The sequence below is a fragment of the Mesorhizobium calcicola genome (assembly GCF_042682105.1).
In the GTDB taxonomy this organism is placed as follows: domain Bacteria; phylum Pseudomonadota; class Alphaproteobacteria; order Rhizobiales; family Rhizobiaceae; genus Mesorhizobium; species Mesorhizobium calcicola.
Genome location: NZ_JBHUGY010000010.1, coordinates 1 through 23,597 on the forward strand (window position 1 = coordinate 1; position 23,597 = coordinate 23,597).

The 23,597-nt window shown below is 64.1% G+C and carries 27 protein-coding genes and 1 tRNA gene; 11 read left to right on the forward strand and 17 right to left on the reverse strand.

The window, feature by feature from the left end; genetic code table 11:
- The 3 genes from ACFSQT_RS05485 to ACFSQT_RS05495 all read left to right on the forward strand — a co-directional run.
- Positions 1–690: tripartite tricarboxylate transporter permease (locus tag ACFSQT_RS05485; RefSeq protein WP_379017360.1), on the forward strand; the 690-nt coding region annotated here is incomplete at its 5' end.
- A 15-nt stretch (positions 691–705) separates the two neighbouring features.
- The gene (locus tag ACFSQT_RS05490) at positions 706–1,890 is read left to right on the forward strand and encodes a CaiB/BaiF CoA transferase family protein (RefSeq protein ID WP_379017361.1); all 1,185 of its coding nucleotides are present in this window, start codon (positions 706–708) and stop codon (positions 1,888–1,890) included.
- The gene (locus ACFSQT_RS05495) at positions 1,887–2,738 is read left to right on the forward strand and encodes a citryl-CoA lyase (protein ID WP_379017363.1); all 852 of its coding nucleotides are present in this window, start codon (positions 1,887–1,889) and stop codon (positions 2,736–2,738) included. Before ACFSQT_RS05490 ends, ACFSQT_RS05495 begins: the two co-directional genes overlap by 4 nt.
- An 84-nt stretch (positions 2,739–2,822) precedes the next feature.
- Here the strand turns inward: ACFSQT_RS05495 and ACFSQT_RS05500 are convergent, their stop codons facing one another.
- Together ACFSQT_RS05500 and ACFSQT_RS05505 are read right to left on the reverse strand one after the other, a co-directional pair.
- Positions 2,823–3,290 (reverse strand): NUDIX hydrolase, encoded by a 468-nt coding sequence (locus ACFSQT_RS05500; protein WP_379017364.1) that lies wholly within the window; start codon positions 3,288–3,290, stop codon positions 2,823–2,825.
- Between the two features lie 127 nt (positions 3,291–3,417).
- Positions 3,418–3,819 (reverse strand): hypothetical protein, encoded by a 402-nt coding sequence (locus tag ACFSQT_RS05505; protein WP_379017365.1) that lies wholly within the window; start codon positions 3,817–3,819, stop codon positions 3,418–3,420.
- On the opposite strand from ACFSQT_RS05505, the gene ACFSQT_RS05510 reads away from it, so the two are divergent.
- Entirely contained in the window at positions 3,818–4,645 is an 828-nt protein-coding gene (locus tag ACFSQT_RS05510; protein ID WP_379017366.1) for an invasion associated locus B family protein, read from the forward strand. The two genes, ACFSQT_RS05505 and ACFSQT_RS05510, sit on opposite strands and share 2 nt — an antisense overlap.
- 58 nt (positions 4,646–4,703) lie before the next feature.
- On the opposite strand, the gene coaBC is transcribed toward ACFSQT_RS05510, so the two are convergent.
- From coaBC to ubiE, 3 genes are all read right to left on the reverse strand, one after another.
- Positions 4,704–6,173 carry a bifunctional phosphopantothenoylcysteine decarboxylase/phosphopantothenate--cysteine ligase CoaBC gene (gene coaBC / locus ACFSQT_RS05515; protein WP_379017368.1) on the reverse strand — a complete coding sequence of 490 codons (1,470 nt, stop codon included), beginning with the start codon at positions 6,171–6,173 and terminating at the stop codon, positions 4,704–4,706.
- Between the two features lie 92 nt (positions 6,174–6,265).
- On the reverse strand, positions 6,266–7,840 hold the full coding sequence (gene ubiB, locus ACFSQT_RS05520; protein WP_379017369.1) for a 2-polyprenylphenol 6-hydroxylase: 1,575 nt from the start codon (positions 7,838–7,840) through the stop codon (positions 6,266–6,268).
- A gap of 70 nt (positions 7,841–7,910) precedes the next feature.
- A complete protein-coding gene (gene ubiE / locus ACFSQT_RS05525) occupies positions 7,911–8,687 on the reverse strand; it encodes a bifunctional demethylmenaquinone methyltransferase/2-methoxy-6-polyprenyl-1,4-benzoquinol methylase UbiE (protein WP_379017370.1) in 777 nt (258 codons plus the stop codon).
- 134 nt (positions 8,688–8,821) lie between these two features.
- On the opposite strand from ubiE, the gene ACFSQT_RS05530 reads away from it, so the two are divergent.
- The 3 genes from ACFSQT_RS05530 to ACFSQT_RS05540 all read left to right on the forward strand — a co-directional run bounded on the left by ACFSQT_RS05530 (position 8,822) and on the right by ACFSQT_RS05540 (position 11,254).
- A complete protein-coding gene (locus ACFSQT_RS05530) occupies positions 8,822–9,796 on the forward strand; it encodes an adenosine deaminase (RefSeq protein WP_379017372.1) in 975 nt (324 codons plus the stop codon).
- A 145-nt stretch (positions 9,797–9,941) separates the two neighbouring features.
- A complete protein-coding gene (upp, locus tag ACFSQT_RS05535) occupies positions 9,942–10,571 on the forward strand; it encodes a uracil phosphoribosyltransferase (RefSeq protein WP_379017373.1) in 630 nt (209 codons plus the stop codon).
- A gap of 119 nt (positions 10,572–10,690) precedes the next feature.
- The gene (locus tag ACFSQT_RS05540) at positions 10,691–11,254 is read left to right on the forward strand and encodes a TIGR02281 family clan AA aspartic protease (protein WP_379017374.1); all 564 of its coding nucleotides are present in this window, start codon (positions 10,691–10,693) and stop codon (positions 11,252–11,254) included.
- Here ACFSQT_RS05540 and deoA read toward each other — a convergent pair whose 3' ends face one another.
- The 7 genes from deoA to ACFSQT_RS05575 all read right to left on the reverse strand — a co-directional run bounded on the left by deoA (position 11,255) and on the right by ACFSQT_RS05575 (position 18,426).
- Positions 11,255–12,574 carry a thymidine phosphorylase gene (deoA, locus tag ACFSQT_RS05545; RefSeq protein WP_379017375.1) on the reverse strand — a complete coding sequence of 440 codons (1,320 nt, stop codon included), beginning with the start codon at positions 12,572–12,574 and terminating at the stop codon, positions 11,255–11,257.
- On the reverse strand, positions 12,574–13,383 hold the full coding sequence (locus tag ACFSQT_RS05550; protein WP_379017395.1) for a purine-nucleoside phosphorylase: 810 nt from the start codon (positions 13,381–13,383) through the stop codon (positions 12,574–12,576). The genes deoA and ACFSQT_RS05550 overlap by 1 nt, the downstream gene beginning before the upstream one ends.
- A gap of 48 nt (positions 13,384–13,431) precedes the next feature.
- On the reverse strand, positions 13,432–13,824 hold the full coding sequence (gene cdd / locus ACFSQT_RS05555; RefSeq protein WP_379017376.1) for a cytidine deaminase: 393 nt from the start codon (positions 13,822–13,824) through the stop codon (positions 13,432–13,434).
- A 134-nt stretch (positions 13,825–13,958) separates the two neighbouring features.
- On the reverse strand, positions 13,959–14,930 hold the full coding sequence (locus ACFSQT_RS05560; RefSeq protein ID WP_379017377.1) for an ABC transporter permease: 972 nt from the start codon (positions 14,928–14,930) through the stop codon (positions 13,959–13,961).
- 1 nt (position 14,931) lies between these two features.
- Positions 14,932–16,071, reverse strand: coding sequence for an ABC transporter permease (locus ACFSQT_RS05565; RefSeq protein ID WP_379017378.1), 1,140 nt, complete (start codon positions 16,069–16,071; stop codon positions 14,932–14,934).
- On the reverse strand, positions 16,068–17,600 hold the full coding sequence (locus tag ACFSQT_RS05570; RefSeq protein ID WP_379017379.1) for an ABC transporter ATP-binding protein: 1,533 nt from the start codon (positions 17,598–17,600) through the stop codon (positions 16,068–16,070). The genes ACFSQT_RS05565 and ACFSQT_RS05570 overlap by 4 nt, the downstream gene beginning before the upstream one ends.
- A 65-nt stretch (positions 17,601–17,665) precedes the next feature.
- Positions 17,666–18,426, reverse strand: a protein-coding gene (locus ACFSQT_RS05575; RefSeq protein WP_378925984.1) for an IS5 family transposase whose coding sequence is annotated in 2 segments (ribosomal slippage) — positions 17,666–18,087 and positions 18,087–18,426 — 762 coding nt in all. Because the reading frame shifts where the segments join, the coding sequence is not laid out codon by codon here.
- A 233-nt stretch (positions 18,427–18,659) separates the two neighbouring features.
- Between ACFSQT_RS05575 and ACFSQT_RS05580 the strand changes: the two genes are divergently transcribed.
- Positions 18,660–18,869, forward strand: coding sequence for a SlyX family protein (locus tag ACFSQT_RS05580; RefSeq protein ID WP_292161659.1), 210 nt, complete (start codon positions 18,660–18,662; stop codon positions 18,867–18,869).
- A 22-nt stretch (positions 18,870–18,891) separates the two neighbouring features.
- Complete coding sequence (locus ACFSQT_RS05585) at positions 18,892–19,296, forward strand: hypothetical protein (protein ID WP_379017380.1); 405 nt, start codon at positions 18,892–18,894, stop codon at positions 19,294–19,296.
- Between the two features lie 65 nt (positions 19,297–19,361).
- Here the strand turns inward: ACFSQT_RS05585 and ACFSQT_RS05590 are convergent, their stop codons facing one another.
- The 4 genes from ACFSQT_RS05590 to ACFSQT_RS05605 form a co-directional block, all read right to left on the reverse strand.
- On the reverse strand, positions 19,362–20,351 hold the full coding sequence (locus ACFSQT_RS05590; protein WP_379017381.1) for a BMP family lipoprotein: 990 nt from the start codon (positions 20,349–20,351) through the stop codon (positions 19,362–19,364).
- 212 nt (positions 20,352–20,563) lie between these two features.
- The gene (gene msrA / locus ACFSQT_RS05595) at positions 20,564–21,229 is read right to left on the reverse strand and encodes a peptide-methionine (S)-S-oxide reductase MsrA (protein WP_379017382.1); all 666 of its coding nucleotides are present in this window, start codon (positions 21,227–21,229) and stop codon (positions 20,564–20,566) included.
- Positions 21,230–21,263: 34 nt separating this feature from the next.
- The gene (locus tag ACFSQT_RS05600; RefSeq protein WP_379017383.1) at positions 21,264–21,587 is read right to left on the reverse strand and encodes a hypothetical protein; all 324 of its coding nucleotides are present in this window, start codon (positions 21,585–21,587) and stop codon (positions 21,264–21,266) included.
- Between the two features lie 121 nt (positions 21,588–21,708).
- The gene (locus ACFSQT_RS05605; protein WP_379017384.1) at positions 21,709–22,413 is read right to left on the reverse strand and encodes a hypothetical protein; all 705 of its coding nucleotides are present in this window, start codon (positions 22,411–22,413) and stop codon (positions 21,709–21,711) included.
- 368 nt (positions 22,414–22,781) lie between these two features.
- Here ACFSQT_RS05605 and ACFSQT_RS05610 point away from each other — a divergent pair.
- Positions 22,782–22,871 (forward strand) — tRNA-Ser (locus ACFSQT_RS05610).
- A 120-nt stretch (positions 22,872–22,991) separates the two neighbouring features.
- Positions 22,992–23,240: a hypothetical protein gene (locus ACFSQT_RS05615; protein ID WP_379017385.1), complete on the forward strand. Its 249-nt coding sequence runs from the start codon at positions 22,992–22,994 to the stop codon at positions 23,238–23,240.
- A 40-nt stretch (positions 23,241–23,280) separates the two neighbouring features.
- Here ACFSQT_RS05615 and ACFSQT_RS05620 read toward each other — a convergent pair whose 3' ends face one another.
- Complete coding sequence (locus ACFSQT_RS05620) at positions 23,281–23,559, reverse strand: hypothetical protein (protein WP_379017386.1); 279 nt, start codon at positions 23,557–23,559, stop codon at positions 23,281–23,283.
- Between the last annotated feature and the right edge of the window lie 38 nt (positions 23,560–23,597).

Here is a 23,597-nt window from a genome sequence, read left to right on the forward strand (position 1 = left end):
TCCTATGCCATCGAAAAGAAGCTGTCCAAGCACAAGCAAGAGTTCGGCACGGTTGGCGCCATCGAGGGCGTTGCCGGCCCGGAAGCCGCCAACAATGCGTCCGCCGCCGGCGTGCTGGTGCCGATGCTGACGCTCGGCCTGCCGACCTCGGCGACGGCGGCGATCATGCTGTCGGCGTTCCAGAGCTACGGCATCAATCCCGGGCCGCTGCTTCTGACGACGCAAGGCGACCTCGTCTGGGGGCTGATCGCCAGCCTGTTCATCGCCAACGTCATCCTCGTCATCCTCAACCTGCCGCTGATCGGGCTGTGGGTGCGGCTGCTGAAGATCCCGGCGCCGCAGCTCTATGCCGGCATCCTGGTGTTCGCGACGGTCGGCACCTATGGCATCTCGCAATCGCCTATCGACCTCGTCATCCTCTATCTGCTGGGGGCGGCCGGGTACCTGATGCGGCGCTTCGATTTCCCGACCGCGCCGGTCATCATCGGCATGATCCTGGGGCCACTCGCCGAAACCCAGTTCCGCCGGGCGATGACCATCTCGAATGGCGACTGGTCGGTATTCTACAAGCATCCGCTGTCGCTGACGCTTTTGACGCTCGCCTTCATCGGCCTGGTCGGGCCGCATATCTGGGCCTATATCGAGCACCGCCGGCGGCGCGGACCGGAGCATGTGCCCGGCGATGCCTGATCGGTTTGAGCTGCCATGACCGAACTGCTTTCCGGCATCCGTGTCCTCGACCTGACCAACGTCCTGGCCGGCCCCTATTGCGCCTATCAGCTGGCGCTGATCGGGGCCGACGTGATCAAGGTCGAGGTCCCGCAAGGCGGCGACCTGGCGCGCCAGCTCGGCGGCTCACAGAAGCTCAACAGCGCCGGCATGGGCGCCTCGTTCCTGGCGCAGAACGCCGGCAAACGATCGGTGGCGCTCGACCTCAAGAAGCCGGCCGATCGCGAACGCTTCCTCGATCTGGTCGCCAGCGCCGATGCGCTGGTGGAGAATTTCCGCCCCGGCGTGATGGATCGGCTCGGCCTTGGTTACGAGGCGCTGAAGGCGATCCGCCCCGGCCTCGTCTATTGCGCGATATCCGGTTTCGGCCAGACTGGACCGATGCGCGACAACCCCGCCTATGACCAGATCATCCAGGGCCTGTCGGGGATCATGAGCATCACCGGCACGCCGGAGACGGCGCCACTGCGGGTCGGCTATCCCGTCGCCGACACGCTTGGCGGACTGGTCGGCGCGTTCGCTATTGCCGCGGCGCTGGTCCGGCAAAAGACAAGCGGCGAGGGCGCCTTTCTCGACGTCTCGATGCTCGAATGCACGCTCTCGGCGCTCGGCTGGCCGGTCTCCAACTACCTCACCGCAGCCGTCGATCCGCAGCCGATGGGCAACGAGAACATGACCGCAGCACCCTCCGGCGCCTTTCGCACCGGCGACGGGCTGCTCAACATCGCCGCCAACAAGCAGGAGCAGTTCGTGGCGCTGTGCCGGCTGATCGGGCGACCGGAACTTGCCTCGGATCCCCGCTTTGCCGAGCGGGAGACGCGCAAGCGCAACCGGGTGGCGCTTAAAGTCGAGATCGAGGGAGCCCTGGCGGGCGCACCGGCGGCGGTCTGGGAAGAAACGCTCAATCGTGCCGGCGTGCCCGCGGGCAGGGTGCTGACGATCCCGCAAGTGCTGGCCGAGCCGCAAGTGCTCGAGCGCCAGGTGACCGCGAATTTTGAGGACGTGCCGGGTGTGGACAGGCCGCTGACGGTTCTGCGCGGCGGCTTCATGGTCGATGGCACGGCCCCCTTGCCGACGAAGCCGCCACCGGCGCTCGGCGAGCATATGGACGAGGTCTTCGCCGACCTGCCGCCGCGCGCCAAGGCAAAGGCACGGGCATGAGTGGCACGGAGAAGAAGACCGGCCGTGAGCGCGGCGAGGAATGGTGGCAGACCGATATCATCGAGATGCAGCCCGGCGTCATCCGGCTGCGCGGTTATGAGATCCAGGAGCTGATCGGCCGCGTCAGCTTCCCGGCGATGATCTGGCTGATGCTGCGCGGCGACCTGCCCAGCGAGGACCAGGCGGCGCTGCTCGGCATCGCGCTCGGCGCCGCCGTCGACCATGGGCCGCAGGCGCCATCGATCGCCATCGCCCGCATGGCGGCAACCTGCGGCGTCGGCATCAACAGCGCCATGGCCTCGGCCATCAACGTGCTTGGCGACGTGCATGGCGGCGCCGGCGAACAGGCACTGTCGTTCTACGGTGACATCGCACTGGCGCTCGATAGTGGCGTCGCGCTGAATGAAGCCGTGTCGTCGCGGCTCGACCGGTTCTTCGCCGGGGAGAAGGGCTATGTGCCGGGGCTCGGACACCGCTTCCATCCGGTCGATCCACGCGCGCCGCGCCTGCTGGAACTGACCCGCGAGTTTGCCGCGCGTGGCGTCGTCAATGGACGCTTCGCCGACATCGCCGAAGCGATCGAAGCGGAAATCGCTCAACGCAAGGGGAAAAAGATACCGCTCAACATCGATGGCGCCACCGCCGTCATCTATGGCGAACTCGGCTTTCCGCCGCCGCTGACGCGCGGGCTTTTCGTGCTGTCGCGCTCGGTCGGCATCCTGGCGCATGCCTGGGAGCAGTCGCAGCAAGCCGAGCGAAACAAGGGACCGCTGCCGCGCGAATGGTTGTGGGCCTATACCGGCACGCCGGTGCGGCCTTTCCCCGAAGAGGGCGGCACCGCCGAGTGAGGTCCAACCTCAGGCGGAGCCAGAAGCATGATGCCGAAAAGTGTGAAGCGGTTTTCGGACGACATCATGCTCTGTCTCTTTGAGTTAGAGCGGCGCAGGCTCGGCAATCGTCAAGGTCGCCACCAGCGTCGAAAGGTCCGGTTCGTCGATGAGCATGGCCGCATCGGCCGGCGCCAGCCAGGCCCGCTGGCGCTGTCTGGCCTCCTGCCAGTTGGCCAGTTCCTCGCTCACTTCGAGCAGATAGACGATGACGTCGACGCGGACGAAGCGATTGGCCAGCCGTTTCCAGTAGGAGTAGGTGCCCGCCGGCTCTCTCAGCGTCTTGCCGAGCACGCCGGCTTCCTCCCGCGCCTCGATGGTGGCTGCCTTGCGTCCGCTCTTGCCCTTCATCGGCCAGCCCTTGGGGACGATGAAGCGTCTTGTGGTTCGCGAAGTAACCAGCATCACCTCGATATCGCCACGCGCGTTCAGCCGGAAGGGGATAGCCGCTACCTGACGGATCCTCTCGCCCTTCTTTGCCTTGCGTACGGCCTTTTTCTTGGTGCCTGCCATTCGTCGATCCAGTCGATGCAAATGCCGCATAGCGCGACAGAGCATCGTTGCAAAACCAAAACTTTCGCGTGTGCCGAAAGACACTCCGAATACATAAGTCGGCTAATAAATGAAAAACGCCGGCTTGTCAGCGGCAATTGCCCACAGCGGTGGAGCCGATTATCTGCGTCTGGCAGCTTGGCTTGAGCTGCGGCACGACCAGCTGTGGCTGCTGGACGATCTGGCGGTCCTGGGCACGATACTGTTGCTGTTGCTGCTGGTATTGCTGCCGCTGCACCCGGTTCTCCAGGATTTGCAGGTCGTTCTGCCGGATCAGCGCGTTGTTGGCGGCGGCGGAATCAAGGGCCTGCGCCGAAGCGGGCGGGCGAGCGCCGACCAGCATTGCCGTCGCCAGCATTGCCGATGTGAAAACCGTTGATGATCGAAGCGCCGACATCCGCTCATTCCCGCATGAAGAAATTCTGGCCGTAATATAGGGCGTCTGTCCGGCTGTGCCATATCTCGGCGCAGATCGAAGCGAAATCAGCATGTCGACCACCGAAGGCCGCTTCGCGGCGGCGGAGAATCTGCCTTGCAACCCCGCATTGCACTTGACGGAAGCCTTCGATTCGCCGCTCTATCGAGCCGGCGCCGGCCTTGAGCCAAATGGCGCCAACGGCGCCGGCATATCCGTCAGGTACAACGGCGCCTCCGGCGAAACGGTTAAATGGAACGCGATCGGCGCGTCTCTCAAGGTCAGCTTCCAGCTGGCCCAGGCGGAGCCGGGCGGGAGGGTCTTGATGAGGAAGTACGCGTATTTCGTGGCAATGCTGGGTGTTGCCTGTGTCGTCGGTGTGCCGGCCATGGCTGCGCAAACCAAGACCGACAAGGTGGTGGCGGCGCCCGCCGCCGATGCCCCGCAATTGCCGGGCGGCGCGTCGGCACTGTCCGAAACCCATGGCGATTGGACGGTCAATTGCCAGATATCAGGCACGACCAAGAACTGCAGCCTGTCGCATCAGCAATTCAACAAGCAAAACAACCAGCGCCTGCTGGCGATCGAGCTGTCGAGCAAGACCGGCGACGATGCCGCCGGTACGCTCGCGCTGCCGTTCGGCCTGGCGCTGGCCAAGGGCGTCAGCCTGAGCATCGACGACCAGAAGCTCGATGGCAGCCTGCCATTCAACACCTGCCAGGTCGTCGGCTGCCTGGTGCCGGTGGCGTTCGATGCGGCCCTCACACCGCTGCTGAAGTCGGGCACCACCCTCAAGATCGATGCCTTCGCGGCCGACACCGGACAGGCGGTGAGCTTTTCCATTCCGCTCAACGGTTTTGCCGGCGCACTTGCCCGAACCGCGGAGCTTTTGTCCAATTAACCCGAGGGTTATGCAGAGCCAAATGACCTGAAGCACGCCGTCTTTCCAGCGCCTCCGCTCAAACGACGGTCGTCTTCAACCGTTCGGCGATCAGGGCGGCGAGCCGCGCCGCCACCTCGTCCTTGCTCATCTCGGGCCATTCCTCGACGCCGGCCTTTGACACGATCCGCACCCGATTGCGATCGCCGCCCATCACGCCCGAAGGGCCGATGCCGCTTTCGTGCGACACATCGTTGGCAACGATGAAATCGGCGCCCTTCTTCCTGAGCTTGGCCTCGGCGTTGCGCAAGAGATCCTGTGTCTCGGCGGCGAAGCCAATCACAAGCCCGGGTCGCTGGCTGTGATGGCCAACCCCGGCGAGAATGTCGGGATTCTCGACCATGCGCAGCACCGGCGGTCCTTCGCCCGCCACCTTCTTGATCTTCTCACCGGCCGAATTCTCGCTGCGCCAATCGGCAACGGCGGCGACGAACACCGCCGCATCGGCGGGCAGAAGCTGTTCCACCGCATCGCGCATCTCTTGCGCGCGTTCGACATGGATGGTTTTCACGCCTGCGGGATCGGCGATGCCAACCGGGCCGGAGACGAGGCGGACATCGGCGCCGAGCCTGGCCAGTGCCGCCGCGATGGCGTGGCCCTGCTTGCCCGACGAACGGTTGGCGATGTAGCGCACCGGGTCGATCGGCTCATGCGTCGGGCCGGAGGTCACGATGATCCTGCGCCCCGACAGCGGCTTGGGGCTGACGTCGAGCAGCGCCTCGATGGCGGCGACGATCTCCAGCGGCTCGGCCATGCGGCCTTCGCCCGCCTCATTGCTTTCGGCCATCTCGCCCTTGGCCGGTCCGACGAAGGCAATGCCGTCCTTTTGCAACGTCGCGCGGTTGCGACGGGTCGCCGGATGCGCCCACATTTTTGGGTTCATGGCCGGCGCCATCAGCACCGGCTTGTCGGTGGCGAGGAGCACGGTCGAGGCAAGATCGTTGGCGTGGCCGTTGGCGAGCTTGGCCATCAGGTCGGCGGTGGCCGGCGCCACCACGAGAACCTCGGCCTCGCGCGACAGCCTGATATGGCCGACATCGTGTTCGTCATTGCGGTCGAACAGTTCGGTGAAGACATGGTCGGCGGAGAGCGCGCCCACCGACAGCGTGGTGACGAATTCCTGCGCGGCTGATGTCATGACCACCCGCACCGAGGCACCGCGCTCGCGCAACCGGCGGATCAGATCCAGTGCCTTGTAGGCAGCAATACCGCCACCGATGATGAGCAGGATGCGCTTGCCGGAGAGGCCGCGCGGCAAACTCTTGCCTGCTTGCACGGCAACGGGAGCCGCTGCGCCGTGCGAACTGGTCAGTTCGCGAAGGGTTTTCTCGATCTGGTCGATGCGGCCCACGGAGCCGATCTGCCCGTCAACCGCGGCCCGGATCATCACCCGCGCCTGCTCTTCCATGGAGCGGTCGTTTTCCGCCGCCAATCGGCGCAACATCTCCTTGACCTCATCGTCAAGGTTGCGGATCGTAATGCCGGCCATATGATTGCACTCAGCTGTGATTGCCGAGTGCAATGATAGCAATGCAATCATTTCGCTGCAAGTTGCCGAAACTGATCCCGATGCCGTCGGGGCTAGATGACCTTCCAGGCGATATAGACCAGCGTCAGCGCGATCACCCACAGCGCCAGGCGGCCGGAGCGGCTGTAGCGCGCCTCGGCCTTGCCGATGGCATGGGCGGTGGTCTCGTCGAAGCGCAGGCCGTGCTCGGCCATCAGGTCGATCTCACGCGACAGCCGATCGGTGCGCGCCGCAAGCTCGGGCGCCTGGCGGGCCAGCGTCAGCAGCGCCTTGGCGCCATCGCGCGCATCGACCATCATGCCGCGCGGGCCAAGATTGCCGGCGATCCAGCCGCCGACCACCGGTTCGGCCGTCTTCCACATGTTGAAGGCCGGGTCGAGCGTGCGCGCCACGCCCTCGACCACCACCATTGTCTTCTGCAACAGGATCAATTCCGGCCGCGTCGCCATGTCGAAGAGTTCGGTGACTTCGAACAGCAGCGTCAAAAGCTTGGCCATCGAAATGGTCTCGGCCGGCTGGCCGTGGATCGGTTCGCCGATGGCGCGGATCGCTTGCGCGAAAGCCGCGACATTGTGCTGGCGCGGCACATAGCCGGCCTCGAAATGCACCTCGGCGACACGCAGATAGTCGCGGGTGATGAAGCCGTAGAGGATTTCGGCGAGGAAGCGGCGCTCCTTCTTGCCAAGCCTGCCGGCTATGCCGAGATCGACGGCAACGATGGTGCCGTTCGCCTCGACGAACAGGTTTCCGGGATGCATGTCGGCGTGGAAGAATCCGTCGCGCAGCGTGTGGCGCAGGAACGACTGGATGAGATTGGTGGCGATGGTTTTCAGGTCGTGACCGGCAGCCGCAAGGCCGGCAATGTCGTTCATCTTGACGCCGTCGACCCACTCCATGGTCAGCACGTCACGGCCGGTGCGTTCCCAGTCGACGGAAGGGACGCGAAAACCGGGATCATCCCTGGTGTTCTCGCCAAGCTCCGACAGTGCGGCCGCCTCGAGGCGAAGATCCATTTCGACCTTGGTGGTCTGCGCCAGTGTCTCGGTGACCTCGACCGGCCGCAGCCGGCGCGACGACGGGATGTATTTCTCCTGCAGGCGGGCGGCGAGGAAATAGCTTTCGAGATCATGGAAGAAGCGGCGGCGCACGCCCGGCCGGATCACCTTCACCGCCACCTTGGTGGCTATGCCGTCATGGATGGTGTCGGCGGCGTGGACCTGGGCGATGGAGGCAGCGGCGACCGGGTCGCCGAATTGCGCGTAGAGATCGCCGACCTTGCGCCCGAGCGAAAGCTCGATCGCCGCGACGGCCTCGGACTTCGGGAAGGTGTGCATCTTGTCCTGCAACATGGCCAGATCGAGCGCCATGTCGTTGCCGACGACGTCGGGCCGTGTCGCCAGGAACTGACCGAGCTTGACATAGGACGGCCCCAGCCGAACCACCGCCTTGGCCAGCCGGTCGCTGCGCTCATAGGCCAGCGCGCGGCGGCGGGTGAACAGCCGCGCCAGCCGCCAGCCGAATTTCGGCAGGCCGGACAGTTCCTCGCCCGGCAAGGCGGCGACGACGCCCTCGCGCACCAGCACCCAGCCGGCCCGGACGAGCCGAAATCCAGCACCGACGGTGCTCATGGCTGCGCCCGTCCTGCCGGCTCTTTGAACCGGCATAGCGCACATCGACTATGAGAAATGCGGTCGAGCCTCAAAGCTTCCAGCCCGAATGAAGTGCCGCGATGCCGCCGGAATAGTTGCGGAAGGAAACGCGATCGAAGCCCGCGCGGGTGATCATGGAAGCAAAATTCGCCTGGTTGGGAAACCTGGCGATCGATTCGACCAGGTAGGAATAGGGCTCGCCGTCGCCGGTGACCATCCTGCCGATTTTCGGAATGGCATTGAACGACCAGGCTTCGTAGGCCTTGTCGAGCAGCGGCATCTCGACTTCGGAAAATTCGAGGCAGAGAAACCGGCCGCCCGGCTTCAGCACACGGAACGCTTCCGAGAGCGCGACATCGATGCGCGGCACGTTGCGAATGCCGAAAGCAATGGTGTAGGCGTCGAACGTGGCGTCAGCGAAGGGCAGTTCCTCGGCATTGGCCTCGACGAAGTCGGTGTTGCCGGACAGGCCTTTCTTTTCGGCCCGGTCGCGGCCGACGGCAAGCATCGAGCCATTGATGTCGAGCACGGTGGCATGGGCCTGACCATGGCTTGCATCGACGATGCGGAAGGCGATGTCGCCGGTGCCGCCGGCAACGTCGAGCACGCGCCAGCCGATCCTTTTTGGAGGATTGAGCCAGGTGACCATGGCATCCTTCCACAGCCGGTGCAGGCCGGCCGACATCAGATCGTTCATCAGGTCGTAGCGGTTGGCTACCTTGTGGAAAACATCGTTGACCAGGGACTGCTTGTCGCCAGCCCCTACACGCTTGAAACCATAGGAGGTTTCCATGCCGCCCGCGGCCGTGGTTCTCTCAACTGACATTTTTTTGATCCGTCATAAAACCGGCGGGACCATAGCCGATCGATGGTGCGGGCGCTATTGTTTAAGGCGCGGTGTTCAGCCGCGCTTCCAGGTGGTGGGTTTTCAAGACCTGGACTGACCGACGGGATGAGTGAATGCCTTTGAAAGCGGAATTGCACTGCCACATCGAAGGGGCAGCGGCGCCCGAACTTGTCATCCGCCAGGCGCAGAAATACGGCAAGGACACCTCGCCTTATATCCAGAACGGGTCATTCGTCTGGCACGACTTCACATCCTTCCTGGCGGCTTACGATTTTGCCTCCGATATGTTCCGGACGGAGGAGGACTATGCGCGGCTGGCCGACCATTATCTGACCAGCCTCGCCCGCGACGGCGCCATCTATTCCGAGGTGTTCACGTCGCCCGACCATGCCAAGAAGGCCGGGCTGTCGCCCAAGGCCTATACCGACGCGCTTGGCGAAGGCATGGCCCGGGCCAAGGCCAAGACCGGCATCGAGGGCCGCATGATCGTCACCGGCGTGCGCCATGTCGGCGTCGAGTCGATCGAGCAGGCGGCGCGCTTCGCGGCGCGCTGCGGGCATCCGCTGGTCACCGGCTTCGGCGTCGCCGGCGACGAGCGCATAGGCGACATGGAGGACTATGTCAGGGCCTTCGAGATCGCACGCGAGGCCGGGCTCGGCATCACCATCCATGCCGGCGAACTGACGGGCTGGGAGACCGTCAAGGCGGCGCTCGATCACATCCGCCCCTCGCGCATCGGCCATGGCGTGCGCGCCATCGAGAATCCGGACCTTGTGCGGCGCATCGCCGATGAGGGCGTCGTGCTGGAATGCTGCCCCGGTTCCAACATCGCGCTCAAGGTATTCGATAGTTTTGCCGACCATCCCTTTCCGGCCCTGCAGGCGGCCGGCTGCAAGGTGACGCTCAATTCCGACGATCCGCCCTATTTCTGGACCTCGCTGAAGCGCGAATACGACATCGCCGCCGAGCATTTCTCGATGAACGAAAAGGCGCTGACGGCCGTCACCAGAACGGCCATCGAGGCCGCTTTCGTCGACAGAAAGACCAAGACCGCGCTTCTTGCCCGTCTCAACGGCGCCGCTCGCTGATTTCTTCCGACAAAGCTGTGGTCGGGGCAGGCCAAGCGGTTCCTTGGCCGACGCATTATCGCTAGGGTTCGCTCAATCAGCTTGAAGCGCGGCGCGTCCGAAGGACCATGCGCGCACTTTCGGGCGCAGGCATCAGGAGAACACCATGCAGGGCGTCACCGTCGTCGACCATCCGCTTGTCCAGCACAAGCTGTCCATTATGCGCAAGAAGGAGACCTCGACGGCCGGCTTCCGGCGGCTGCTGCGCGAGATCTCGCTGCTGCTCGGCTACGAGGTCACCCGCAACCTCGAACTGACCACGACAACGATCGAAACGCCGATCGAGACCATGGAGGCGCCGACGCTGGAGGGCAAGAAACTGGTCTTTGCCTCGGTGCTGCGCGCCGGCAACGGCTTGCTCGAAGGCCTGCTCGACCTGGTGCCGGCGGCGCGCGTGGCCCATATCGGCCTTTACCGCGATCATGAAACGCTGGAAGCAGTCGAATATTTCTTCAAGGCGCCGAGCGACCTCGCCGACCGGCTGGTGATCGTCGTCGATCCGATGCTGGCCACCGCCAATTCGGCGATCGCGGCGATCGACAAGCTGAAGGGGCGCGGCGCCACCAACATCCGCTTCCTCTGTCTGCTGGCGGCGCCCGAAGGCATCGAGCGCTTCACCAAGGCGCATCCGGATGTTCCCGTCTTCACCGCTTCGATCGACCGCCAGCTCAACGAGAAGGGCTACATAATGCCCGGCCTCGGCGACGCCGGCGATCGCATGTACGGGACCAAGTAATACCAATCTGGGAGATTGGTATGATTTACCAAATGTTTACGCAAAGGCGCGGTTTTGGCGCGCGTTAAAGCGGCAAACACCATCCGGGCTTAAGGATCGGCTGTCACGAAGGCCGATCCATGCTGCGCAAACTTCTCATCCTTGGCGTTTTCACCGGTACATCGGCATCGATACCGATTGTGTATCAGTCGAACCCGCAAATCATCGAAAACCTGCTGAAATCGACGGTGACGAGCAAACCCGCGGTCGAAACCCAACCGGACGTCAATCTGGCATCGGTGCCCGACAAGCCGACGGCGCCGTTGGCGCTCGGCCGCAAGGTCGTAGTCACGGCGGACGAGCGCGGGCACTTTTCGTCGGCCTTCAAGCTCAACGGACGCCAGGTCGACGGCATGATCGATACCGGCGCCACGCTGGTCGCCATCAACACCTCGACGGCACGCAGGATTGGCCTGTCGCTGAACCCTTCCGACTTCAGTCACGAGGTCAGCACCGCCAATGGCTCGATCAAGGCTGCCGTGGCAATGATCGACCGGCTGCAGATCGGCAGCATCACGGTCAATGACGTCCAGACCATCGTGCTCGACGACAAGGCGCTGCACACCAACCTGATCGGTATGAGCTTCCTCAATCGGCTTGGCAAATTCCAGGCCGAGAATGGCACGCTGCTGCTCGTTCAGTAGTCAGCCGCGCGGAAGTATCCGCCGGATGACCGACTTGTCGGCGGCCGGCTTTGACGGCCCAATCGCATAGGCCGAAAGCACGGCGGCGGCGGCCGCCTCGGCATCGGCCTGTGAGCGGGCATGGACCAGGGCCAGCGGCTCGCCGATCCTCGCTTCCGCACCGACCGGCAACAGCCTGGTGATGCCGACCGCGGGGTCGACCTTGTCGTCCGGCCGCGTGCGTCCGCCTCCCAGGCCAACCACGGCGACCCCAATGTCGCGGGTCGCTATGCCGGTGACGAAGCCGTTCGCGGTCGCCTTGACGGCAAATTCGGTCGCCGCCGCGGCCAGGTATTTTTCCGGCTTCTCGATGAAATCGGCGGGGCCGCCGAGTGTGGCGACCATGCGCGCGAAAGTGGCGGCGGCGCGGCCGCTGGCAAGCGTCTCGGTGGCGCGCCGCATGCCATCCTGGTTGGACGACACCAGTCCCGCCGATTGCAGCATCTCGGCGGCGAGCGCCAGCGTCACGTCCTCCAGCCGACGATCACGCAGACGGCCGGTGAGGAAATCGACGGCGTTGCGCACCTCGACCGCGTTGCCGGCGGCCGAGGCCAGCGGCTCATTCATGCCGGTGATCAACGCCGAGGCCTTCAAGCCGGCGCCATTGGCGATCTCGACCAGGCTGTTGGCGAGCGAGGTCGCGTCACGCGACTTTTCCATGAAGGCGCCGTTGCCGACCTTGACGTCGAGCACCAGCGATTGCAGCCCGGCCGCCAGCTTCTTCGACAGGATCGAAGCGGTGATCAGCGGCACCGATTCGACCGTGCCGGTGACATCGCGGATCGCGTAGAGCCGACGATCGGCGGGCGCGAGGTCGGCGGTCTGGCCGATGATGGCGCAGCCGGTTTCAAGCACCGCCTTGCGAAACAGCGCGATATCGGGCTGGCTGGCATAGCCGGGAATGGCATCCATCTTGTCCAGCGTACCGCCGGTGTGGCCAAGGCCGCGGCCGGAAATCATCGGCACATAGGCGCCGCAGGCGGCAACGATCGGCGCCAGCATCAGCGAGACATTGTCGCCGACGCCGCCTGTCGAATGCTTGTCGGTAACCGGGCCGGGCAGGTCCGACCAGTCGAGCACGTCACCGGAATCGCGCATCGCCAGCGTCAGCGCCACCGCCTCGTCGCGGCTCATGCCGTTGAAGAACACCGCCATGGCGAAGGCGCCGACCTGGCCGTCCGAAACGGCCCCGTCGGTGACGCCTTCGACGAAGCCGGCGATCTCCTGCGCCGACAGCTTCAGGCCATCGCGCTTGCGCCGGATGATTTCCTGGGGAAGCATCAACTCTCCAGCAGCCCGTCACGGAACACGCGCTGCAGGATCGTTGTCAGCCGCGCGCCGCCGATCGGCGCCATGTCCTTGGTCTCCTGGTGCGAAAGCTCGGCCCCGGTCATGCCGGCCGCCAAATTGGTGATGACCGAGCAGGCGGCGACGCGCAGTCCGAGGAAGCGGGCGAGAATGACCTCCGGCACGGTCGACATGCCGACCGCATTGGCGCCCATGATGCGCGCCATGCGAATTTCGGCGGGCGTTTCGAAGCACGGGCCGGAGAACCACATGTAGACGCCCTTGTGCAGCACGGTGCCGGTCGCTTTCGCCGCCCGTTCCAGCGCCTTGCGGATGCCGGCATCATAGGCTTCGGTCAGGCCGACAAAGCGGCGGTCGCTCGGCTCGCCGATCAGCGGATTGGTGCCCGAGAAATTGATGTGGTCCGATATCAGCATCACCGAGCCCGGCGGCATGTCCGGATCGACCGAGCCGGCGGCATTGGTGAGGATCAGTTTCGTGATGCCGATGCCGGCAAGCACTTCCAGCGCCGGCCGCATCGCCGCCGCGTTGCCGTGCTCGTAGTAGTGGGCGCGGCCGGACAGCAGCAGCACCGGCACGCCGGCAAACAGCCCCGCCACCACTTCGCCGGCATGGCCGGTGACGCCGCTTCTGGGAAAACCCGGCAGATCGGCATAGGAGATGCGGATCGGATCCTCGATCTGGTCGACCAGCCCGCCCAGGCCCGAACCCAACACCAGTGCGGTCGACGGCGCCAGGCCGTCCAGCCGTTCGACGAGATGGTCCAGCGCCTTTTCCTTCATCGCAGCCAACTCTTCATTTCAGCCAGTTCTTCATTTTCAACCAGGTCTTCATTTCAAAATGTCGCCGCGGAAGCCGTAGGGCAGCATGTCGCCCATGGTCACGGTCTCGGCCACGCCGGCATTGTCGCAGAGATAGAGTTTGGTTTCCGGCTGGCAGAATTCGGCCAGCCGCTGCCGGCAGCCGCCGCAAGGCGAGCACTTGGCCATGCGTTCGGCAAGCACGGCGATTTCCACGATTCTGCCGCCGCCGCCCATGATGTAGTGGCCAAGCGCGGTGGTCTCGGCGCACCAGCCTTCCGGATAGGAGGCGACCTCGATATTGGCGCCGGCAAAGATGCGCCCGTCCTCGGTGCGCAATGCGGCGCCCACCGGAAACTTCGAATAGGGCGCATAGGCCTTGGCCATGGCAGCCTTGGCGGCCTCGAACAGATCATGCGACATTCAGTTTGCTCTCTCCGATGATCATGCCTGAAAGCCGGCACTGCTGCTTGTCTCTATGCATGTAGTTGTCTCAAAACCGGGACCACTTTTGAGCGACATGCCTTGGCTTGACCCGCGCGCCCCTCGATTTCGGCTCAGCGCTCCTTCACGTAAGGCACGCCACCGGCGCGCGGCGGGATCGCCTTGCCGATGAAGCCGGCGAGCAGGATGACGGTGAGGATATAGGGCAGCGCCTGCATGAACTGCACCGGCACCTTGCCGATGATAGGCAGCGGCGAGCCTTGCAGGCGGATCGACAACGCGTCGAGGAAGCCGAACAGCAAGCAGGCGAACATGGCGTTGACCGGTTTCCACTTGGCGAAGATCAGCGCGGCCAGCGCGATGTAGCCCTTGCCGGCGGTCATGTCCTTGACGAAGCCGCCATTCTGCACCATCGACAGATAGGCGCCGGCGATGCCGGTCAGCACGCCGGTACAGATCAGCGCCCGGTAGCGCAGCCAGGCGACCGAGATGCCGGCGGTGTCGACGGCGGCCGGATTCTCGCCGACGGCGCGCAGCCTGAGGCCGAAGCGGGTGCGAAACAGCACCCACCAGGTGAACGGCACCATCAGGAAAGCGATATAGACCAGGATCGAGTGGCCCGACAGAAGCTCGGCATAGATCGGTCCGATGATCGGCACGTCGTGGATGGCGTCGGCCCCCGGCAAGATGATGGCCTCGAAGCGCTCGCCCGGTTGCAGCGCCGGCGTGCGCCCGCCCTGCTGGAACCAGGCCTGGCCGAGAATGATGGTCGACCCGGCGGCGATGAAATTGATGGCCACCCCGGAGACGATCTGGTTGCCGCGATGGGTGATCGAGGCAAAACCGTGGATCATGGCAAACGCGACCGAGATCAGGATGGCCATGCCGAGGCCGAGAAAGGCCGAATGAAACACGGAAGCGGCCGCCGCACCGGCGAAGGCGCCGACCAGCATCTTGCCTTCGAGACCGATGTCGAAGATGCCAGCGCGTTCCGAGTAGAGGCCGGCGAGGCAGGCGAGCAGCAGCGGCACCGAGAGGCGGATGGTCGAGTCCAGCGTCTGGACGATTGCGTTGAACATATCCATCTCAGGCACCCTTCCCCTTGACCGCTTCCATGCCGACCGATCGCGGATTGAAAGAGGCGAACAGCGCCTGGATATAGGGCCGGAACATGTGCTCGAGGGCGCCGGCGAACAGGATGACCAACCCTTGAATGATGACGATCATGTCGCGGCTGATCGCCGGCATCTCGAAGGCGAGTTCGGCGCCGCCCTGGTAGAGCATGCCGAACAGGATCGCCGCCAGCACGATGCCGACCGGGTGCAGGCGGCCCATCAGCGCCACTGCGATGCCGACGAAACCGGCGCCGGAAACGAAGTCGATCGCAACATTGTGCTGGTCGCCCATCACCGGATTGAGCGCCATCATGCCGGCCAGCGCGCCAGAGATCATCATGGCTGTGATGATGATACGGGTTTCCGAAATGCCGGCATAACGCGCCGCCTTCGGGCTGTGGCCGTAGGTGCGCATCTCGTAGCCGAGCTTGGTGCGCCAGATCAGCAGCCAGACCAGGAAGGCCATGATCAGCGCCAGCAGGAAGGAAATGTTGAGCGGCGCCGAACGGATCTTTGCGCCGAACAGTTCGATGATCCAGTTGAGCTTCGGCAATTCAGCGCCGGCGAGGAAGTTGCGCGTCTGCGGCGCCTGCGACCCTGCCGGCTTCAAGGGGCCCACCAGCAGGTAAACCATGATCGAAGCGGCGATGAAGTTGAACATGATGGTGGTGATGACGATGTGCGAGCCGCGCTTGGCCTGCAGATAGGCGGGGATGAGCGCCCACAACGCGCCCACGACCGCCGAGGCGACGATGGCCAGCGGATATGTCATCCACCACGGCAGTATGCTGTCGAAGGAAAGACAGACGATGGCGATGCCGAGGCCGGCGATGTAGGCCTGCCCCTCGGTGCCGATGTTGAACAGGCCGCAATGCGCTGCCACCGCCACCGAAAGCCCGGTGAATATGAAGGTGGTGGCATAGAAGAGGGTGAAGGCAATGCCCGTTCCCTTGCCGAAGGCGCCCTCGACCAGGATGACGGCGGCGCGGAACGGATTTTCTCCGACCAGAAGCACGACGAAGCCGGCGACGACGAAAGCAACGAAGAGATTGATCAGCGGGATCAGCCCGTAATCGGCCCAGGCCGGCAGCTTGGCGTAAGGCGTGCTCATTCCGCCGCCTCCTTGTGCTCGACGCCGGCCATCAGCAGGCCGAGCTCGCCCTCGCTCGCTTCCGGGCCGCGCTCGCCGACGATGCGGCCGGCGAACATCACCAGGATGCGGTCGGAGAGCGAACGGATCTCGTCCAGCTCGACAGAGACAACCAGCACCGCCTTGCCCTGGTCACGCATGGCGATCAGGCGCTTGTGGATGAACTCGATGGCGCCGACATCGACGCCACGCGTCGGCTGGCCGACGATGAGAACACCCGGGTCTTGTTCCATTTCGCGCGCAAGCACGATCTTCTGCTGGTTGCCGCCGGAGAAGTTGGCGGTCTTCAGGCGCGGATTGCCGGGCCGGATGTCATATTTCTCGATCTTGTCCTTCGCATCGGCCATGATGGCGTCGATGTCGAGGAACGGGCCCTTCAGGTAGCGGGGATCGTCGTGATAGCCGAGGATGGAGTTTTCGTTCTCCTCGAAGGCCAGCACCAGCCCGACGTGATGGCGGTCCTCCGGCACATGGGCCAGCCCCCTGTCGCGCAACTCGCCGGGATCGGCCTTGCCGGTGAGATCGATCGGCTTGCCCTCCAGCATCACGGAACCGGAAACGGCATGCCTGATGCCGGAAATCGCCTCGAGCAGTTCGGACTGGCCGTTGCCGGCGACGCCGGCGATGCCGACGATCTCGCCGGCGCGCAAATCGAAGGAGACGTCGTCGACCATGGTGACGCCGCGGGAATCCTTGACCGTCAGGTTCTTGACCGCGAGCTTGACGGCACCGGCTTCCGCCTCGCCCTTTTCGACCCTGAGCAACACGCGCCGCCCGACCATCAGTTCGGCCAGTTCCTCGACCGTGGTCTTCTTGGTCTCCCTGGTCGCCACCATCGTGCCCTGACGCATGACCGACACGGTGTCTGTGATGGCCATGATCTCGCGCAGCTTGTGGGTGATCAGCACCACCGTCTTGCCCTGTTCCTTCAACTGCCTGAGGATGCGGAAGAGATGGTCGGCTTCGGCCGGCGTCAGCACGCCCGTCGGCTCGTCGAGGATCAGGATCTCGGCGCCGCGATAGAGCGCCTTGAGGATTTCGACGCGTTGCTGCAGGCCGACCGGCAGTTCCTCGATGATGGCGTCGGGATCGACCTCGAGCCCGTATTCGCGCTCCAGCCGGTCCAGTTCGGAACGCGCCTTGGCGATGCTGCTCTTCAGCAGGGGATCGTTTTCGGCGCCGAGGATGATGTTCTCCAGCACCGAGAAATTATCGACCAGCATGAAATGCTGATGCACCATGCCGATGCCGAGCGCGATGGCATCGTTGGGCGTGTTGATCGATGCCGGCTTGCCATCGACACGGATCTCGCCGCTGTCGGCCTGGTAGAAACCATAGAGGATCGACATCAGCGTCGACTTGCCGGCACCGTTCTCGCCGACGATGCCGTGGATGGTGCCGCGCGCGATTTCCAGGTTGATATCGCGGTTGGCGCGCACGGCGCCAAAATTCTTGTTGATGCCGGTCAGTTCGATTGCGGCTTGCGCCATGCAGCCTGTCCCACTCTTATTTTTTATCGCTTGGTCAAAACGCCTAGGACGTAGTGACGATTTAACTATCTGAGCCAAATGGCGATCGCTGCGAGTTTGACGAAACCCATGAAGTTTGCGAGCAGCTTGTCGTAACGGGTTGCGACGCGCCTGAACTGCTTGAGCTTGTTGAAGAAGCGCTCGATGCGGTTGCGCTCCTTGTAGAGATCGCGGTCGTATGGCCGCTGGGCCTTGCGGTTGCGCTTGGGCGGGATGACGACCTCTGCGCCCTGTTCAGTGATCCTGTCAACGAGGTGATCGGCGTCGTATCCCTTGTCGGCGATGGCGGCATCGGCGTCGATACCGTCGATCAGGTCGTGGGCCAAGGCGATGTCGTTGCGCTGGCCGGGGGTGCCGATCAGGCGGATGGGAAGGCCGAGCGCCTCGGTGGCGGCGTGGATCTTGGTACTCAGGCCGCCGCGAGACCGACCCAGGCCCTGGGCATCCGCCCCCCTTTGACCTTGCGTGCCCCGGCGGCATGCTGGTGCGCTCGCACGATCGTGCTGTCGATCATCAGCCATTCGAGGTCGGCTTCGCGGGCGAGCATTTCCAGCATATCGTCCAGCACACCCATCCCGATCCAACGATAATAGCGCCGCTTCACCGAGCGGTAATCGCCAAGCCGCTCCGGCAGGTCGCGCCAACGGCCACCCGAACGCGCCATCCACAACAGCGCGTCGAGGAACTTCCGATTATCTGTACGCGGGCCGCGCTTGCCTTTCGTGCCGCCGGGCACAAAACCCTTGATCCGGTCCCACTGGTCGTCCCCAAGCGCATCGCAATCCATCGCCGATCTCCAAAAATCAGCGTTGAATCTGATTTGCCAATCCTTGGGAATCCCAAACCCTTAAATCGTCACTACGTCCTAGCATGACGCTCCGCCCATGCCAATTGGCGGAGCAGCACCCACTCTCGACAAATCCCTGCGCGCTTGTCAATTTCGAACGTGGCCGAAGCCCTCACATTCGCTAATATGGCGAAGCCGCGCGATGCGGCGGCACGAGAGCCGGGGACTTTGGAATGACCATGCCCGCCGACCGATTGACGACGCTGGAGATCCGCGCCGCCGAGCAGGAGAAGACGATCGAGGAACTGTCAGGCCAGATCGCCGAGCAGTGGAAGGTGATCGAGCGCATGCAGCGCAAGCTCGACGCGCTGACCGATCGCTTCCTGGCGCTTGAAGAGCAGGCCGCGCCCGATGTGCCCATAACCAAGCCGCCGCACTGGTGAGGACGAGGGGAGGGCGCAAATCATGGCCGGTGAAGGCGATCGCATTGAAAGGGCGGGCGAATATGTGCTGGGCCTGATGAGCGATGCGGAGCGCGAACGGGCCGAGCGCGATCTCGAGATCGACCCCACCTTCCGCGACGCCGTGGTGCGGATTGCGTGGCAGATGCAATTCTTCGACCGTTACGAAAAACGAGGACTCCTGCCTACCAGGCATTGGGAACTGGTGACGCAACGCCTCGCCGAATTGCCGCAGATGCGCAGCGTCCGCCTCGGCGACGGCAACGCCGGGCCGGCGACGGTGATCCGGGGCCTTTCCTGGCCGCCATCCGGAATCGGCCTGCAAGCGCTTGGCGGGCGGCGCGGATTTGTCGTTGCCGCGGGGCTGATCGTGGCGTTTGCGCTGGGTTACCTGGCGGGCAAGCTGTAGCCCAATGCAGGACCGCCGGGTTCTCACCCGGCGGTCCGTTAGCCCTGACCTGACGTCGCTGCCGATCAATACGGGCAGGCGTTGTCGGCGGTGTAGTCGTGCACCTTGATCGTGCCGGCGATGATATCGGCCTTAGCCTTTTCGACCGCCGCCTTCATCTCGTCGGTCACGAGTGCCTTGTTGTTGTCGTCCATGGCGTAGTCGACGCCGCCTTCCTTGAGGCCGAGGTTTTGCAGGCCGCCCTTGAAGGTGCCGTTCTTGCCGTCCATGAAGGCGTTGTAGACGGCAACGTCGACGCGCTTCAGCATCGAGGTCAGCACCTTGCCCGGCTGCAGGCCGTTCTGGTTGGAATCGACGCCGATGCCAAGCTTGCCGGCATCCGCCGCCGCCTGCAGCACACCGACGCCGGTGCCGCCGGCCGCGGCGTAGACCACGTCGGAGCCCTGGTCGATCTGCGTCTTGGCGATCTCGCCGCCCTTGGCCGGGTCGTTCCAGGCAGCCGGCGTGTCGCCGGTCATGTTCTGGATGACGTCGGTCGCGCCGGCCGACTTGGCGCCGCCGACATAGCCGCATTCGAACTTGCGGATCAGCGGAATGTCCATGCCGCCGATGAAGGAGACCTTCTTCGACTTCGAAGCCATCGCCGCCATGATGCCGACCAGATAGGAGCCTTCATTCTCCTTGAATACCAGCGAGCGGACATTGGGCAAATCGACGGCATCGTCGATGATGGCGAAGTTGAGGTCAGGATATTCGGCCGCGACCGTCTTCAGCGCATCTTCCCAGGCAAAACCGGCCATGACGATCGGGTTGCGGCCGTCCTCGGCGAAGCGGCGCAGCGCCTGCTCGCGCTGCGAAGCGTTGGAAACCTCGAACTCGACATAGGCGACGCCGGTCTCGGTCTTGAACTTCTCGGCGCCATGAAAGGCAGCCTCGTTGAAGGATTTGTCGAACTTGCCGCCGAGATCATAGAGGATGGCCGGCTGGACATCCGCGGCGAAAGCCGGAAGAACCATTGCGGTTGCGGCCAGGAGGCCGAGAACGATACGTTTCATGTGATCCACACCCTGTCGGTTATTTTTTCCGTTACGCACCGCCTGCCTGCCCGGTTCACCGGCAGGCATGCGACGTCAGCCTGGAGTGTATTCCCCTCCCGCTCGGCGGCAATCTGGCACGGCCCGAAACAAAATTCACGCGGAATTTTGACCTTTTGGAAAAGCATGCCGCGGGCAAGCCGCCCCGCGGCCTGATCCTTGCGCCAAAGGCTTCAGGCGGAGGCGGCAGCCGGGATGGCGCAGGCAATGCCGGTGCCTTTGAGGTTGCAATAGCCGTACGGGTTCTTCGCCAGATATTGCTGGTGGTCACCTTCGGCGAAGTAGAATTCGGGTGCCGGCGCGATCTCGGTGGTGATCCTGCCATGATCGGCACCGCGCAGGGAGGTTTCGTAGGCATCGCGCGAGGCGCGCGCCGCCTGCAATTGCGCATCGCCGAGCGTGTAGATCGCGGAGCGGTAGGCGGTGCCGACATCATTGCCCTGGCGCATGCCTTGCGTCGGGTCGTGGCTTTCCCAGAACAGCTTCAGCAGCGCGGCATAGGAGACGATTTTGGGGTCATGGACGACCAGCACCACTTCGGCATGGCCGGTGAGGCCGGTGCAGGTTTCCTGATAGGTCGGATTGGGCGTGAAGCCGCCGGCATAGCCGACCGCGGTGACCCACACGCCTTCGAGCTGCCAGAACAGCCGCTCGGCACCCCAGAAGCAGCCGAGCCCGAACATCGCCGTCTCAAAGCCTTCGGGGTAGGGACCCTTGAGCGGCTTTTTCAAGACATGGTGCCTGGATGTCGTCGGGATCGCCCGGGCGCGGCCCGGCAACGCCTCGGACGGTTTTGGCAGGTTGAGCTTCTTGTTCAGCATGTCGCTGAGAAAGAACATGCGCGGTCTTCCTTCTCGGGGTTCCGGAAGTGGATCAGCTCGCGGCGAACTGTCCCGGTCGTCGTTGCCGCCTGTAGCCGATCGCATAGAGCAGGAGGGCCAGCACCGCGAACACGGCGAAGCCCGGTTGGTTGAGTATCCAGGCGATGGCAACGTCCCACAGCAGCGGCCCGGCCTTGGTTCGCACCAAGGTTTCGAAGGCGGCCCGCGTGTCCGGCGAGACGGCCAGCCAGCTGGTGTTGAGCGGGGTCAGCACCAGCGCCGAAGCCGCCACGGTGCGCGTCGCATCGAGCACCGCCATGATGACGGAAATCGATAGCGCCACCATCGCGGCAAGACGAAAGACGAAGCGAAACATTAGGGCGACCTTTTCCTCCGGCCAATCCTCAAGCTCCTCCCGAGGGCCTTCCGGTACCAAGACGAGAGATAGAATGCGCATGCCGGGTTCGCAATCGCCATACGCGAATTTGAAGCGATGCCTATGCCACCGGCCTGCGTTTGCGGCGATGGACGCGCCAGACGGCAAAAAGGCCACCGGCGATGGCGCCGACGACCAGCCCGGCCAGACCGATGAACAGGGCAAAATAGCCGCAGGCGCCCTCGAAGCAGCTCATGTCGGTGGCATCGGCGATCACCGAGCCGGCGAAGAACCCAGCCGCGGCGCCGATGATCGCTCCGAGGATGATGCCGAGCAGGGCGGCGATGACCGAGACGAAGACAGGCGGGCTTTCGGTTGCCGGATTGGCATAGGCGGCCTCGGCTTCGGAACCGCGGCGCAGCAGATAGATGCAGAGAACCCCGATGGCGACTTCCGCGCCGGTGACGGCAAGCGCCCTGCCAGAGAAGACGAAATCGGGCACCGTGAGCACATAGGCCTGCCTGGCCAGCAGCCAGATGATGGTGGCGATCTGCCAGATGGTGAAATGGCGCGGAAACCGCGCCGAGCGGCCAAAGGCGAGGCCGAGCAGGTAAAGCCCCCACAGGATGGTGATGATGTCGACGGCGAGCCCGCCATAGATGAGATAGAAGACCCTGTCCGGCAGGCTGTAGTCGCCGATCAGCCGCCAGGCCGATACCAGGCCGTAGACCGACCACGCCATGACGATGATGAGCCAGCCCGGAGGCACGAAGGACAGGCCGCTGTCCGGCCGCCTGGCTGGCATCTGTCCGTTGCTCGATGTCATGTCCGACAATGCCCCCGCAAAGCCTTTCCATCACTCGACAGGCGGCCCCGTGCGAAGTCAAGCGCCGCCGGCCTTGCGGCCCTGCCTGTGCACATCATTCGGCTGGCGGCGCCTCAAAAACGGGGGCGCCGGCAGGCGCGCGAAACGCTGTGTGGCCGGCAAAGCGAATAGACTGCCGTTATGGCTTGGCATTCGGCGCCGGATCGACTAGATGAGCCCCGCGCCTGTTGCTTCGACGGCTTCAGGTGTGGGGAAGGGCGTTCGCTGGTTGGCGACGCCGATAGTGCGGAGGTTCCGCACCGCAGCCCCAAGGGAGGTGCATCTCCCCAACCCGCGCGGCGAAACCGGCCGGCGCGACATGCATGGACGGAGAGGTGGCCGAGTGGTTGAAGGCGCACGCCTGGAAAGTGTGTTTACGGGAGACCGTAACGCGGGTTCGAATCCCGCTCTCTCCGCCAGATTTCCAATCGCCGATTGATCTCGGTGCCAGCCACGAACAGTCCAAAGGGCTTGCAGCCTGGAGAGCCACCCGCCCGACCTCCGGGGGAACGATCCGCTCCGTTATGAGTTAGCACTTCATGATGTACACCCTGGAGCACAACGGACGCGGTGCGATGGCCGATCTCATGATCTTGGAACTGGCCAAGGCCAGACAGCGAGTCAAGCGGGCGGAGGTCGCCCTCAGGCGCGCGAAGGAAATGCTGGACGAAGACTGCGGGGTGGGAATCAATATTGCGCTCTGCGGCAGGATAAGGGCAGCCCAGCGGCGTGTGATCGAGGCCAGAGAGCGCCTGACGAAGATCGATCCACTCGCGAATTCCAATTAATGCTACAAAATTTGGGTTTCGTGCGGAGTAGGGCCGCGCGTCACGGTCGGCGCGGTAACTGAGATTGTGACCTTCTCCATGCTGGTTGTCGTCCTCCACGCTGGTTGTCGTCGCCGCCTTCCGGCCTCCACAATTCCCGCGCCAGCACCGTGGCAACCATGCCCGGTAAGTGCGGCGCATCGTGCGCGGCCTCGTGCTCGACAAAGAACCAGTCGTAATGCATGCGCTCGACGGCTTCGGCCAGGCAGGCCAATGATTGTTCGGTTGGCGGATGGTGGCGCGCGCTTGTGCCGGCACTAGGCAAGGTTGCATAGTCCAACAAGGCGACTCAGCGTGCTGCGCATCGGCTCGGAGCCA

Excerpts from the sequence above, each read along its gene's own strand:
- coaBC (WP_379017368.1), bottom strand. The coding sequence starts at position 6,173 with ATGGCCGGCATTACGATCCGCAACCTTGACGATGAGGTCAAGGAGATG.
- ACFSQT_RS05570 (WP_379017379.1), bottom strand. The coding sequence starts at position 17,600 with ATGGCGCAAGCCGCAATCGAACTGACCGGCATCAACAAGAATTTTGGC.
- deoA (WP_379017375.1), bottom strand. The coding sequence starts at position 12,574 with ATGCTTCCCCAGGAAATCATCCGGCGCAAGCGCGATGGCCTGAAGCTG.
- cdd (WP_379017376.1), bottom strand. The coding sequence starts at position 13,824 with ATGTCGCATGATCTGTTCGAGGCCGCCAAGGCTGCCATGGCCAAGGCC.
- ACFSQT_RS05580 (WP_292161659.1), top strand. The coding sequence starts at position 18,660 with ATGACCATGCCCGCCGACCGATTGACGACGCTGGAGATCCGCGCCGCC.
- ACFSQT_RS05590 (WP_379017381.1), bottom strand. The coding sequence starts at position 20,351 with ATGAAACGTATCGTTCTCGGCCTCCTGGCCGCAACCGCAATGGTTCTT.
- msrA (WP_379017382.1), bottom strand. The coding sequence starts at position 21,229 with ATGTTCTTTCTCAGCGACATGCTGAACAAGAAGCTCAACCTGCCAAAA.
- ACFSQT_RS05495 (WP_379017363.1), top strand. The coding sequence starts at position 1,887 with ATGAGTGGCACGGAGAAGAAGACCGGCCGTGAGCGCGGCGAGGAATGG.
- ubiE (WP_379017370.1), bottom strand. The coding sequence starts at position 8,687 with ATGTCAGTTGAGAGAACCACGGCCGCGGGCGGCATGGAAACCTCCTAT.
- ACFSQT_RS05505 (WP_379017365.1), bottom strand. The coding sequence starts at position 3,819 with ATGCTGATTTCGCTTCGATCTGCGCCGAGATATGGCACAGCCGGACAG.
- ACFSQT_RS05510 (WP_379017366.1), top strand. The coding sequence starts at position 3,818 with ATGTCGACCACCGAAGGCCGCTTCGCGGCGGCGGAGAATCTGCCTTGC.
- ACFSQT_RS05500 (WP_379017364.1), bottom strand. The coding sequence starts at position 3,290 with ATGGCAGGCACCAAGAAAAAGGCCGTACGCAAGGCAAAGAAGGGCGAG.
- ACFSQT_RS05565 (WP_379017378.1), bottom strand. The coding sequence starts at position 16,071 with ATGAGCACGCCTTACGCCAAGCTGCCGGCCTGGGCCGATTACGGGCTG.
- ACFSQT_RS05615 (WP_379017385.1), top strand. The coding sequence starts at position 22,992 with ATGATGTACACCCTGGAGCACAACGGACGCGGTGCGATGGCCGATCTC.
- ACFSQT_RS05550 (WP_379017395.1), bottom strand. The coding sequence starts at position 13,383 with ATGAAGGAAAAGGCGCTGGACCATCTCGTCGAACGGCTGGACGGCCTG.
- upp (WP_379017373.1), top strand. The coding sequence starts at position 9,942 with ATGCAGGGCGTCACCGTCGTCGACCATCCGCTTGTCCAGCACAAGCTG.
- ACFSQT_RS05585 (WP_379017380.1), top strand. The coding sequence starts at position 18,892 with ATGGCCGGTGAAGGCGATCGCATTGAAAGGGCGGGCGAATATGTGCTG.
- ACFSQT_RS05600 (WP_379017383.1), bottom strand. The coding sequence starts at position 21,587 with ATGTTTCGCTTCGTCTTTCGTCTTGCCGCGATGGTGGCGCTATCGATT.
- ACFSQT_RS05605 (WP_379017384.1), bottom strand. The coding sequence starts at position 22,413 with ATGACATCGAGCAACGGACAGATGCCAGCCAGGCGGCCGGACAGCGGC.
- ACFSQT_RS05540 (WP_379017374.1), top strand. The coding sequence starts at position 10,691 with ATGCTGCGCAAACTTCTCATCCTTGGCGTTTTCACCGGTACATCGGCA.
- ACFSQT_RS05560 (WP_379017377.1), bottom strand. The coding sequence starts at position 14,930 with ATGGATATGTTCAACGCAATCGTCCAGACGCTGGACTCGACCATCCGC.
- ACFSQT_RS05490 (WP_379017361.1), top strand. The coding sequence starts at position 706 with ATGACCGAACTGCTTTCCGGCATCCGTGTCCTCGACCTGACCAACGTC.
- ubiB (WP_379017369.1), bottom strand. The coding sequence starts at position 7,840 with ATGAGCACCGTCGGTGCTGGATTTCGGCTCGTCCGGGCCGGCTGGGTG.
- ACFSQT_RS05530 (WP_379017372.1), top strand. The coding sequence starts at position 8,822 with ATGCCTTTGAAAGCGGAATTGCACTGCCACATCGAAGGGGCAGCGGCG.